The sequence below is a fragment of the Sorangium sp. So ce296 genome, from assembly GCF_051529605.1.
GTDB classification, from domain to species: Bacteria; Myxococcota_A; Polyangia; order Polyangiales; family Polyangiaceae; genus Sorangium; species Sorangium cellulosum_D.
The window spans coordinates 1195387-1207210 of sequence record NZ_CP150325.1 but is presented as its reverse complement, the minus strand read 5'-3'; the positions used below and the strand labels follow the sequence as shown (position 1 = coordinate 1207210).

The 11824-nt window shown below is 71.1% G+C and carries 8 protein-coding genes; 2 read left to right on the top strand and 6 right to left on the bottom strand.

Going from position 1 to position 11824, the window contains the following annotated elements; genetic code table 11:
- Positions 1-3 precede the first annotated feature (3 nt).
- From WME98_RS04525 to WME98_RS04515, 3 genes are all read right to left on the bottom strand, one after another.
- Complete coding sequence (locus WME98_RS04525) at positions 4-1110, bottom strand: P1 family peptidase (RefSeq protein WP_437950137.1); 1107 nt, start codon at positions 1108-1110, stop codon at positions 4-6.
- Positions 1111-1300: 190 nt separating this feature from the next.
- Positions 1301-2113, bottom strand: a complete 813-nt coding sequence (locus WME98_RS04520; protein WP_437950136.1) for an acetolactate decarboxylase — start codon at positions 2111-2113, stop codon at positions 1301-1303.
- Between the two features lie 118 nt (positions 2114-2231).
- The gene (locus WME98_RS04515; RefSeq protein ID WP_437950135.1) at positions 2232-3347 is read right to left on the bottom strand and encodes a GIY-YIG nuclease family protein; all 1116 of its coding nucleotides are present in this window, start codon (positions 3345-3347) and stop codon (positions 2232-2234) included.
- 273 nt (positions 3348-3620) lie between these two features.
- On the opposite strand from WME98_RS04515, the gene WME98_RS04510 reads away from it, so the two are divergent.
- Positions 3621-4751: a glycoside hydrolase family 16 protein gene (locus WME98_RS04510; protein ID WP_437950134.1), complete on the top strand. Its 1131-nt coding sequence runs from the start codon at positions 3621-3623 to the stop codon at positions 4749-4751.
- A gap of 64 nt (positions 4752-4815) precedes the next feature.
- On the opposite strand, the gene WME98_RS04505 is transcribed toward WME98_RS04510, so the two are convergent.
- On the bottom strand, positions 4816-5250 hold the full coding sequence (locus WME98_RS04505; RefSeq protein ID WP_437950133.1) for a hypothetical protein: 435 nt from the start codon (positions 5248-5250) through the stop codon (positions 4816-4818).
- 44 nt (positions 5251-5294) lie between these two features.
- On the opposite strand from WME98_RS04505, the gene WME98_RS04500 reads away from it, so the two are divergent.
- Complete coding sequence (locus WME98_RS04500; protein WP_437950132.1) at positions 5295-5519, top strand: hypothetical protein; 225 nt, start codon at positions 5295-5297, stop codon at positions 5517-5519.
- A gap of 91 nt (positions 5520-5610) precedes the next feature.
- Here the strand turns inward: WME98_RS04500 and WME98_RS04495 are convergent, their stop codons facing one another.
- Positions 5611-6108 (bottom strand): response regulator, encoded by a 498-nt coding sequence (locus WME98_RS04495; protein WP_061629784.1) that lies wholly within the window; start codon positions 6106-6108, stop codon positions 5611-5613.
- 14 nt (positions 6109-6122) lie between these two features.
- Positions 6123-11531, bottom strand: a complete 5409-nt coding sequence (locus WME98_RS04490) for a trifunctional serine/threonine-protein kinase/ATP-binding protein/sensor histidine kinase (protein WP_437950131.1) — start codon at positions 11529-11531, stop codon at positions 6123-6125.
- Positions 11532-11824: the final 293 nt, after the last annotated feature.

Here is an 11824-nt window from a genome sequence, read left to right as displayed (position 1 = left end):
CGATCAGGCCTGCGGAGAGCGGCCGTCGCGCCGCGGGACGCCGTACCTGGACAGCACCTCACGGACGCGATCCAGCGGAATGGCCTCCACCGTACGGCCGTTTCCCGAGGTGGTTTCGGCCGTGAAGAGCGAGTTGTAGATGGCCTCTTCGGTCGCCTCGATCACGGCCTGGAACAGCGCCGAGGTCTCCTCGTTGGCGAGCTCCGTCGTCACGAGCCGTCTCGCGCCGGAGGGGCGCCGGACCGAGGCGCTCGTCGAGAAGGCCACCGCGTAGTCCCCGGAGCCGCTGGCGGCGGAGGAGCCCGTGCGCGCCAGGCCGAAGAGCGCGCGCGCCGCGAGGCGACCGAGGTTGCGATCCGACAGCGGCGCGTCGGTCGCGACCACGATGAGGATGGACCCGCCGCCCGGGTCCGGATCGAGCTCCGCGCGGAAGGCGTGCTGCCCGAGCTCCTCGCCGACGGGCGCTCCCATCACCTGCAGCACGCCGCCGAAGTTCGACTGGACGAGCACGCCGACGGACGCGCCGCCGAGCGACGGCGGCAGCGCCCGCGAGGCGGTGCCGATCCCGCCCTTCCATCCGAACGCGACCGTCCCCGTGCCCGCGCCCACGCACCCCTCCGGCACGGGCCCCTCGCGCGCCGAGGCGAGCGCCGCGCGCACGTGCGCGGCGGTGATCGGCCGGCGCCGGATCGCGTTGAGCACGCCGTCGTTGGTCTCGCCGACGACCGGGTTGAGCGAGCGCACCTCCTCCATGCCCGGCTGCTCCAGCATCCACTCGACGAGGGCGTCTGCCGCCCGGAACACGGAGAGCGTGCTCGTGAGGAGGAGGGGAGTCTCGAGCTCGCCCAGCTCGCGGACCTGCGTCGCGCCGACGAGCTTGCCGAACCCGTTGCCCACGTGGATCGCCGCGGGGACGCGATCGAGATAGAGATTCTCCCCGTGCGGGAGGACGGCGGTGACGCCGGTGCGGATCGCGTCGCCTTCGACGACGGTAGCGTGGCCGACGCGCACGCCGCGCACGTCGGTGATCGCGTTCAGCGGGCCCGGGTCGAAGATCCCGGGCGCGACGCCGAGGTCACGGGCGCGCACGGCGCCCCCTGCAGGATCCATGGAGCGGGGCGCGACGGGCGCGCGGACTGCCTCGTCCGGACAGCAGGCGTCCGCGCCCTGGCGGCGAGGTGCGGTCGGCCGCGACGTGCGCCCGGGTGACGGGAGGCGGCGAGCAGCGGTGTCTGGGGCTCATGGGGAGAGGTGGTTCAACCGCCGTGCCAGACAGCGCAGCGGCGCGGGAGGTCGAGCGTCAAGGCGCCGGCAGGAGGACGCGCGCGCCGCGGGCGAGCGTCACGCCGTCCACGTGGCCCATCAGCGATCGCTCCGGCAGCACGACATGGAAGTGCGTGTTCGACCCCATGTGCGTGAAGACGCCGTGGTGGCGCTTCGAGAAGAAGCCGACCAGCGTCCCCTCGGCGGCGGGGAGCGTTCCGCGCGCCGACGCCCGGACGTGGTCCACGTGGCCGCCGCCGGGCGCGAGCTTTCTCCCGTCGATGACATGCCAGCTGAGATCGCGGAGAACCCCGCGCACCTGGACCGGGACGGCGACGTCCGTGTCGAGGCCGCGCTCCCGCAGCAGGGCCTCGATGCGCGCGTCGATCTGCCCGTCGGGCACGTCGGCGTCGAGCGTCGCCTCCTGCCATCGCGCGACGTTCGCCACCACGAAGAGCGTCGCCTGCTCCTCCGCCCCGGTGGCGCGCACGTCGAGCGCCCCGTCATCGCGCGCGTACGACGTCCAGATCGCGTCGTCGACCACCGTCACCTCCCCGCGCAGCTCGCTGAGCGCCCCGATGCCGAACGCGTGCGGGCCCGGCACGACATCGCCGATGCGCACGGCGGGCCCCGTCTGCCCCTCGTGCATGATCGCGCGGAGCGCGCCGAACGAGCGGACCTGCACCGACGCGGACGAGCCCGGCGCGGGCACCGCCGCCGGCGCGCCCGGCGCGGGCTCGGCCGCGGGCGCGCCCGGCGCGGGCTCGCTCGAGCGCGTGCAGGCCGCGGCCACGGACGCCAGGAGGGCGCCGAGGAGAACGCTAGAGACCTTCGCTCGCATCGCTCGCATGGGGCTGCTCCTCGGTCACGCGCAAGAGCGCGCAGTTCAGGACACATCGTTGCGTGTCGCAACCCTCTCCGGCGCCGAAAGGCTGCTCCGCGCAACCACCGCCGGCGCGCGGCCGAGGCTACCCCGTGAGCCCCGGGACCGGCTGCGTCCGCGCGAGCTCGTCCGGGTAGCGCTGGAACCACGACGACAGCAGCAGCACCTCGTCGATCTCGCTGAGCGGCACCGGCGCGGCGGCGGGCTCCGGGGGGCCGTAGACGTCGGCCGTGAGCCGCGCGAGCGCGCGGCGGTCGTCGTCCGAGCGCGGCGCCGCGGCCTCGGCGCGCACGCTGCCGCGCCGGACGAGGTAGACCCGATCGTCGCCCTCGTGGCCGGGGACGGTGTAGAGGAACGAGAGCGACTCGATGGCGAAGCGGAGCCGCCCCAGCTCGCCGCGCAGGGCCGTGAGGCGCTGGATCCGGTCGCGCAGCGCCGCGGCGCGCTCGAACTCGGCGCGCTCGCGGCACGCCTCCATCTCGTCGCGGAAGCGGCCGATCGGGCCGTCGCTCCGGCCCTCGAGGAAGGCGCGGGCGAGCGCCACGCGATCGCCGTACTCCCGCGACGAGCAGCCCGCGACGCAGGGGCCGAGGCAGCGCTTGATCTCGTAGCGGATGCAGCCCGGCGTGCGGCGCTCGAGGGAGAAGAGCGTCTGCTGGTCGTTGAAGAGCACCGGCACGTCCTCGGCGCAGTCGCGCAGCCCGAGCGCGTTGGAGAGCGCGCGCACGGCCTCGCGGACGCGGCCCGCGCCCGTGAACGGCCCGTAGTAGAGCGCGCCCGGATCGCGCGCCGGGCCGCGCACGACGTGGAGCTTCGGCGCCGGCCCGCGCGTGACCTTGATGAAGGCGTAGCGCTTGAGGTCGCGCTTCATGGCCACGTTGAAGCGCGGCCACAGCCGCCGGATGAGCCGGAGCTCGGCGAGGAGCGCGGCGAACTCGCTCGGGCAGTACTCCCACGCGACGTGGCTCGTCTCGCGGAGGATGCGCGCGCCCTTCTCTTCGGGCTCGCAGCGAAAATAACCGAGCAGCCTCGTGCGCACCCGCTTCGATTTGCCGACGTAGAGGACGGTGCCGTCCTCGGCGCCCATCTGGTAGACGCCGGGCCGGTTCTCGGCGCCCGCCCGCACGAGGCCGCGGAGCCGCGCGAGCCGCTCTTCATCGCCGGAGCCCTTCCGGGCGGGGAGCAGCGCCGCGCGCGACATCGTCCGATGTTCTTGCGAACCCGCGGCGGACGCGCAAGCCGCGCCGCGCGGAGCCCGCGCGGCCGTAGAGCCCGCCGGTCCACGTGGGCTCGACCAGCGGTCGGCATGGCGCTCGGCGCCAGCGCGTCGCTCGAGGCCGAGCGCTACGTCACCGGCGAAGGGTATCCTCCTCGTGGCGGCCGCCGCGGTCCATTCCGCAAGTACCTGCGGAAGCGCTGAGGCGCGGCGCTCGGTCCCGGCGATGGGACGCTCGACACGAAAGGAACAGCCTCGATGCAAATGGATCGCGAAGGCCAGAGGATCGCTGCTTCGAAGGAGCGGGCGCCCCGCGGCGCGCGCTTCGTCCCCGCCGCGGGGGCGGCGCTCCTTGCGGTGCACGCGCTGCTCGGTTGCTCGAGCGAGACCGCCGCCCCTGGTGGGGCGAGCGGCAGCGGCGCTGGCGGCGAGGGCGGCAGCGGCGCTTTCGGGGGGAGCGGCGGTGAGGGCGGCAGCGGCGCTTTCGGGGGGAGCGGCGGTGAGGGCGGCAGCGGCGCTGGCGGTGAGGGCGGCAGCGGCGGCGGCGGCGAGGGCGGCAGCGGCGGCGGCGGCGTCACGGTGTCGGCCGAGCTCTTCGACGACTTCAGCTACACCGGCATCGCCGACGACAACCTCACGAGCCGGTGGTGGGTACGGACGACCGACGGCGCCCCCGGGGTCGACGGCGCACAATGGCTCTCATCCAACGTCTCGTTCATCGAGGATCCCGATCTCGCCTCGAACCGGCTGCTGCGGCTCAAGGCGACCACGAGCGGCTCCGGCGCGAGCACCTCGCACGCGGAGATCCAGTCCAACGACGACAGGTTCCGCCTCGGGACGTACTCCGCCAGGGTGAAATTCAGCAACACGCCGCTGACCGGGACCCGGCACCTCGCCGACAAGCTGGTCGAGACGTTCTTCACGATCAGCCCATGGGTCAACGACCCCGAGACGGATCCCAACTACTCGGAGCAGGATTTCGAGTACATGCCCAACGGCGGGTGGGGTCAGGGCGACACCAGCACGTTGTGGTTGACCTCGTGGGAGACGGCCACGCTCGAGGATACGCAGTCGAACCAGGTCGCGGGGGACCAGTCGGGCTGGAAGCGGCTCCTCCTCCAGATCGACGAGTCCGGCATCCACTACTACATCGACGGCGCGCTGCTCTGCACGCATGACGCCAGCTACGTCCCCGAGACGAACCAGCACCTCGACTTCAATCTGTGGTTCGACGAGCTCGCCGCCGGAGAGACCGACCCGCGGACGTACGCCGAGGACGTCGACTGGGTTTACTTCGCGAAGGACGTCCTCCTGTCGCAGGCCGAGGTGGACGCGCGGGTGGCCGGCTTCCGGGCGTCCTCGGCTGCCCTTGTGGACACCCTTCCTTAGCCCCGCCCGGACGCCGCGGCGCGAGGCCGCGGCCATGACGGGGCGAGCTCAGGGCGACCGACGCCTACTCGCACGCGGCGAGGTCGACGGTGTCGGGAGCGAAGCACGTCACACGCTCGCCGGATCCTTCTTCGCCGCAGGACACGAAATATTCACGGATGAACCCGAATTGCGGATCGAACGAGAGCTGCGAGAGCTCGCAATCCTCTGGGCTGTCCTCGGCCGCATCGAACATCCACGCGATGGGCTCGTTCACGCTCGTCAGATCGTCGACATCGGTCCAAGGCGAGTCGTCGTTGGGGAATTTCTCGCGCGCGGCGACGACCTGGCCATCCTCGACGGCCACGCGCCGGCAACCGGCGGAGAAGCCCGTCTCGCACGTCTCGACGACGTAGCTCGCGACGTGCTTGTCGTTCCACGTCTCACGTTGCTGTTCGATGCGCTCCGCGTCGCTGTCACCACACCCCGAGAGAAGGGCCATGAGAGAAACGGGAATCATGATTTTGTAGATTGTCATCATGCCGAGCCGTGAGTGCAACGCTCGTGCCTGAGCGACTGTGCCACCGGCGCCCCGAGGATCCCCGCGGAAACCCGCGCGATGGCACACCCGCCAGCTCCTCCGCGACGGTCCTGTCGCCCTCACGGCGCGGCGCGCTCGTCGGCGCCGAGATCGTGCGCGCCGAGCAGGGAGACGGCGCCTTCTCCAGGTTGCAAGCGAGCGCCGGGCGGCCGATCCTGCGGGAGGCGGGTATGACCTTCAAGGCGTAGCGGGCCGTCGGACGGCTGTGCATGGAGCGCCGAGCTCTCGGCGGTGTGACCTGCCGTCGGCCCGAGCGGCCGCCGGGAGGTGTGGCCCCGGTCAGTGATCGTCCGGGGGCATGATCCCGCGCACCAGCCTCTGCGCGCTCGCCATGCTGGAGACCACGCTGTGGTGCTGGACCGCCTTCTCCACCGCCGCCTTGAGCCCCGACACGTCGCCGTTCTTGTCGAAATAGCCGAACGCCTTGTGGGTCGAGAGCAGGTCTTGCTTCTCGAGGATGTCCTGGAACGCGGTGTAGAAGATGATGGGCACCTTCGGGTACAGCGCCTTGATCTTCAGGTAGGCGGTGAGCCCGTCGATCCCCGGCATGCGGATGTCCAGGATGACCAGGCTGGTCATCTCCGTCACGCCGGCGATGCCCTCCTGAGCGTTCGCGTACAGGCGCACGTCGTAGTCGTGCCGCAGCGTGAACGCGAGCGCGGACCGCATCCTCGGGTCGTCGTCGATCACGACCACGATCGGCCGCTCCTTCTGCGGCTCCTCCGGCGTGACGTCCGAGGCTCCGCGAAAGCGCCTGGTGAATTTCGCCGTTGTCATCTTGGCGCCCCCTTTCAGTTCCCGGCGAGGTTGAGCTCGATCCGGCCAGCGGCGGCGCTGGCCGGCTGCGGCTGCCCGCGCGGCACCGCGCGCGGGAGCCGGACGACGAACGTCGTGCCGCGCCCCGCGTCGCTGTCGACGTCGATGGTCCCGCCATACATCGCGACGATGCGAGAGACGAAGCTGAGCCCCAGGCCCACGCCGGTCGTCGGCTTCGTCGAGAAGAACGGCTGGAAGATCTTCGCGAGGTTGTCGGGGGAGATGCCGTCCGCGTTGTCGCTGACGGTGAGGACCTGGAAATCCCCCTCCTCGGCCGTCTCGATCCGCACCCGCCGCCCGCGGCCGTCGTCGACCAGGAGCAGCGCGTCGCGCGCATTCAAGACGATGTTGTTCACGATGGAGTCGAAGTGCGACTCGTGCCCCACGACCGCCGAGCCGCCCCGCAGCTCGAGCTCGACCGACACGCCCTGGCGCGCGAACTCGTCGCGGTGCCGCGCCGCGACCGACTCGACGATGCGGCGGAGGCTCACGACCTCGTTGCCGGCGAGCGCGACGCCGAGCTTCGAGTACTCCAGGATGCTGTTCGTGACGCTCAGCGCGCGCGCCGTGCAGTCGCCCACCATGCAGAGCACGCTGTCCAGCGTCTCCTCGGCCTCCTCGATGTCGCCCAGCCGGGCCAGGACCGAGCCGAGCTTCCCGTCGGGGATGTCGTCCTTGAGCAGGTCGAAGAGCTCGCCGAGCCGGGCCGCGTTCTTCGCGCACACCGTCTCGCCGCCCTGGGTCACGGTCCCGAGCACCATCGCGGCCCCCGAGAGGGCGTTGCGCATCTCGTGCGCGAAGCCGCCCGCCATCTGGTTCTCGACCGCCTCCCGCTCCAGCCGGACGATGGTCGCGTGGGCCTCCTCGAGCTCCGCCGTGCGCTCGCGGACCTTCTGCTCCACGCCCGTGTAGAGCTTCGCGTTCTCGATGGATATCGCCATCTGCGAGGACAGCATCGTGAGGAGCTCCAGCCTGTCCTGGGTGAACGTGCCGGTCGCCGTATTGTTCTCCAGGTAGATCGCCCCGTACAGGTCGTTATGGTGGATGATCGGCGTGCAGAGCACCGATCTCGGGCGGCGCTGCGCGACGTACTCGTCGCGCTGGAACTGCCGGTCCGCGGAGGCGTCGGCGAGGACGACGCTCTGGCCGGTCCGCGCGACGTACTGCACGATCCCGGCCGAGACGAGCGGGCGATCGTCGGACACGGCCTGGGTGAGGGGCAGCCCCGGGAAGCGCGCGTCCTCGCGGCCGTCGGTCCAGTCGACCTCGGCCTCGACCCGCAGGCCGTCGCTCTCCCGGAGCACGAGGCAGCCGCGCTGGGCGCCGGCGTTCTCCATGGCGACCGCCATGAGCTTGATGAGGAGCCGGTCGAGCACGATCTCCCCGGAGATCGCCTGCGCGGCCTTCAGCACCGTCCGCAGATCGAGGCGGGAGGCGCCGAGCGAGGTCGTCGTGACGAACGTCCGCGAGGGCGCGACCTCCGTCGACCGCTGCGAGAGCGGCTCGCGCGGGGCGAGCTGCGGATACCGCTCCTGGAGATCCTGCGTCTTGCGGACGGCGCCCCAGAGGTTGTAGTGATAACAAGCGTCCGCGAGGTACACGCGCGCGAGCTTCTCCTTGCCCTGCGCGAGCCAGAACCGGCCCGCGAGCTCGCAGGCCACCGCGGCCTCGTTCACGTAATCGTGCTCCGACGCCGACGCGATGGCGCGGTCGTACAGGTCGAGCGCCTCGGCCACGCGGCCGTCGATCCGCGCGAGCTCGGCCTCCACGAGCAGGACCCTGTGCAGGAAGTTGCTGGCGCACGTCTCGGACAGGGCCTTGAGCTTCGCCTGGTTCTCCGACACCTTGGCGCGGTAGCGCTCCTTGTCCTCCGGCGAGGCCGCCGGATAGAGCGCGATCATGGCGAGGGAGTAATAGAAGTTGTGCAGCGGCGTGAACACCTTGCCCGTGCTCGCGCCGAGGGTCGGCTCGGTCTCGGCGGCGTGCTTGTACGCGAGCTCGTAGTCGCCGAAGACGAAATAGAGCATCGCCTGCGCCGTGTGGATGTAATTGACGGTGTTGAAGTTCTTCGTCGCGTACAGGCCGGGGAGCACCTGCTCGGCGTCGAAGAACTCCCCCTTGATCTTGGCCGCGTGCTCGGACCTGCCGGTGAGGTTCCGGATCGCCTGGCGCCACACGCTGAGCTGGTTGATGACCTGCTCTTGCTTGAACTTGAAGACCTCCTCGATGTACCGCTCGAACGTCGACTCGAGCTCGAGGAGGTTCTGCCCGGAGACGGCGCCGCAGACGAAGGCGTTGATGAGGCAGTACGCGGCGCTCTCCGCGTCGCCGTTCTCGGCGTAGCTCAGGTATCCCTCGACGAGCGGCGCCTGGCTCTCGCGCGCGGGACGGTAGAAGTGCCGCGAGAGCCCGTAATAGAAGTTGTAGACGCTCGCCTTGTAGAGCGGCTCGTCCCGGCGCCGGTGCGCCTCGATCGCCAGCTCGCCGAACCGGGAGCCCGTCGCGATGTCGCCCACGCCGGCGTTGACGAGGACGCTGAACGCCGCGAACGCATAGGGCGCGAGCGGCGACTCGCCGTGATCCATCGTCAGGTCGAGCGCGCGGCAGATGAAGAGCCCGAGCATCTCCGGCGCGGCGAAGTACGACGCGTGGATCGCGCGCCGGAGGATCACGAGCGCCGCCTGCTTCGGGGCCGCCGTCATCGGCGGGAGCCGGCCGAGGCGCTCGAAGCCGAGCTCGGCGACCTGCTTCGTCGTCTTCGTGTAGGCGTCGAGGAAGTCCTGCATGCCGGGGCTCGCGGGGAACGTCTCGCCGAGCTGCGCGAGCGCCTCCACGGCGGTGTCCACGGCCTTCCGGAACTCGGCCTGGGTGTGGTGATAGAGGATGAGGAGCTCGTAGAGCTTGCTCCTGTCGATGACGTCGCGGATCTCGCTGAGCGCCGCGTCCACGAGCCCCTTCATGGCGCCGAAGTCGGCGTTCATGCACGCGGCCTCGGCGGCGCCGACGTGGAGCGCGCTCGTCAGCGCGTGGTCGCTCCGCCAGGCGCCCGCGGGCAGCAGCGCGAGGCCCTCGGCGAAGTAGCCGCGCGCGGCGTCGAAGGCGGCGGACAGCAGCGCGCGCCGGCCCGCGAGGAGGTTCAGCTCCGCGAGGCGCCGGCGCTCGGCGGCGTCGCTCAGGCGGTCGGCGCCGCGGTTCAGGTGGTGGACGATGTCGAAGACCTCCTCCTCCGGGGCGCGCCCGCCGAGGCTCCGCAGAAGGAGCCGGCCGATGTCGGCGTGCAGGCCGCCGCGCTCGCCCTCGTCGACCATGGCGTAGGCCGCCTGCTGGACGCGATCGTGGAGGAACCTGTAGTCCGGGAAGACGAGCGGCGCGGCGAGGTCGTCGGGGATCGCGGGCTCCATCGGGGACAGCGGGACGATGAGGCCCTCGTGCAGCGCGGGCAGGAGGCGCTGGTGGGCGTCGCCGCGCGTCGCCTCGAGGATGACCGCGAGCCTGCCCAGGTCGAAGCGGTTGCCGAGGCACGACGCGGACATGAGCGCGCGCTGCGTGTCCGCGGGGAGCCCGCGGAGCTTGTCGATCATCAGCTCGACGACGTTGTCGGTGATGTTCCTCGACTCGATGTGCTCGACGTCCCACGTCCACGCCGCGCCGCCGGCGTCGTACCGCAGGCACCCGGTCTGGTGCAGCGTGCGGAGGAACTCGTTGACGAAGAACGGGTTGCCGCCCGTCTTCCGGGCGACCAGCGCGGCGAGCGGCATGACCGCCGCGGCGTCGGCGCGCAGCGCGTCCGCGAGCATCCGGCAGACCATCTCGGTGCTGAGCGGCCCCGGGGCGATCTCGTTCACGATCGCCCCTTCGCGCCGCAGGGACGCGAGCGCGGTCGAGAGCGGGTGAGCGGCGCCGACCTCGTTGTCCCGGTAGGCGCCGATCACGAGCAGGCCGCGCAGCCCGGCGTCCGTCAACAGGAGCTCGATGACCCGGAGCGACGCCGCGTCGGCCCACTGGAGGTCGTCGAGGAAGACGGCGAGCGGGCGCTCGGCGTCGCAGAACACGCGGACGAAGTTCTGGAGGACGCGGACGAAGCGGTTCTGGGACTCGGCGGGCCCGAGCGCCTGGACGGGCGGCTGCTCGCCCACGACGAGCTCGATCTCCGGGATCACGTCGACGAGGACCTGCCCGTTCACCCCGAGCGCCGCCTTGATCTTCGAGCGCCACTCCGCGAACTGCGCCTCGGGCTCGGCGACGATCTGCCGCACGAGGTCCCGGAACGCGCTGGTGATCGCGGTGTACGGGGTGCTCCGCTTGAGCTGGTCGTACTTGCCGGCGACGAAGTACCCGCGCACCTCGGTGATCGGCTTGTACAGCTCGTGCGCCAGCGCGGACTTGCCGACCCCCGAGTACCCGGCGATGAGCATCAGCTCGGTGCCGCCCCGCGCGACGCGGCCGAACGCCTCGAGCAGCGCCTTCACCTCGCTGGTCCGCCCGTAGAGCTGCTGCGGGATGCGGAGGTCGCCGGAGGCGTCGGCGCGGCCCAGCGGGAACGGGGCGATCTCGCCCGCGGCGTCGAGGCGGCTCTGGCACGCTTCCAGGTCGTGGAGGAGGCCCGCGGTGCTCTGGTAACGGTCCTCGGCCGTCTTCGCCATGAGCTTCATCACGATGTCCGACAGGGCCTCTGGCACGCTCGGGCACCGCGCGCGCGGCGGGGCGGGGTCGCGCGCGATGTGGCAGTGCACGAGCTCCATGGCGTCCTTCGCGTCGAAGGGCGGCGCGCCCGTGAGGAGCTCGTAGAAGGTGGCGCCGAGCGCGTAGAGATCGGTCCGATGGTCGAGCGACCGGTTCATGCGACCGGTCTGCTCTGGAGAGATGTAGGCGAGCGTCCCTTCGATCACCGCGGGGCTCGTGATCGACAGCTCTTCCCGCGAGAGCCGCGTCGAGATGCCGAAGTCGATGATCTTGACGGTTCCGGTCTCGCGGTTGAAAACGATATTGGACGGATTGATATCCTTGTGTATAATTCTGCTCCCGTGGACATCGCGGAGGGCGCGCGTGATCGCGATGGCGAGCGGGAGGAATGCCGCGGTGTCGAACCTGCCTCTTTGCAGGTGGTGCGCCAGCGCGTGGCCGCCGAAATCCTCGAGGACGAGGAGGAGCCCCTTCTCGTGCCGGCAGAGGTCGAGCGCCCGGACGACGCCCGGCGCTTCCAGGTTGCGGAGCACGGCGTATTCATGCTTGTAGCGCGTGAGCTCCGTCGGGCTGGGATAGTCTGAGCGCAGCAGCTTGAGGACGACCGGGCGCCCGTCGCCGGCGCGCCGGCCCCGGTAAACGACCGAGTTTTCGCTCTCGTAGATCTTGGCGATCGCCTGATAACCCGAGATCGTCAGCATCGCTCCCCTCGACGGACGTGGACGTATTCTGGCGCCGTTCGAAGCACGGACGGCCCACGGCGCGGCGTGACCGGCAGTGGTTGTGTCCGGGATGATACCACGACGACACTTTGTGGCGGACGAATCTCGCTGTGGGGTGTGCGTGGATGTCTGTCGTGGATGCCTGTTCTGGTCCCAGGTGTTGCGGCGGTATCCAGGTCGGCGACGTCTCCGGACAGGCGCCCGGAGGCCCGAGGGCGATGCGCCGAGCGCAGCGGAGAGCCCGCCCACATCGGCCGACATGCTCCCCATGG

Excerpts from the sequence above, each read along its gene's own strand:
- WME98_RS04495 (WP_061629784.1), bottom strand. The coding sequence starts at position 6,108 with ATGACAACGGCGAAATTCACCAGGCGCTTTCGCGGAGCCTCGGACGTC.
- WME98_RS04525 (WP_437950137.1), bottom strand. The coding sequence starts at position 1,110 with ATGGATCCTGCAGGGGGCGCCGTGCGCGCCCGTGACCTCGGCGTCGCG.
- WME98_RS04510 (WP_437950134.1), top strand. The coding sequence starts at position 3,621 with ATGCAAATGGATCGCGAAGGCCAGAGGATCGCTGCTTCGAAGGAGCGG.
- WME98_RS04515 (WP_437950135.1), bottom strand. The coding sequence starts at position 3,347 with ATGTCGCGCGCGGCGCTGCTCCCCGCCCGGAAGGGCTCCGGCGATGAA.
- WME98_RS04490 (WP_437950131.1), bottom strand. The coding sequence starts at position 11,531 with ATGCTGACGATCTCGGGTTATCAGGCGATCGCCAAGATCTACGAGAGC.
- WME98_RS04505 (WP_437950133.1), bottom strand. The coding sequence starts at position 5,250 with ATGATTCCCGTTTCTCTCATGGCCCTTCTCTCGGGGTGTGGTGACAGC.
- WME98_RS04520 (WP_437950136.1), bottom strand. The coding sequence starts at position 2,113 with ATGCGAGCGATGCGAGCGAAGGTCTCTAGCGTTCTCCTCGGCGCCCTC.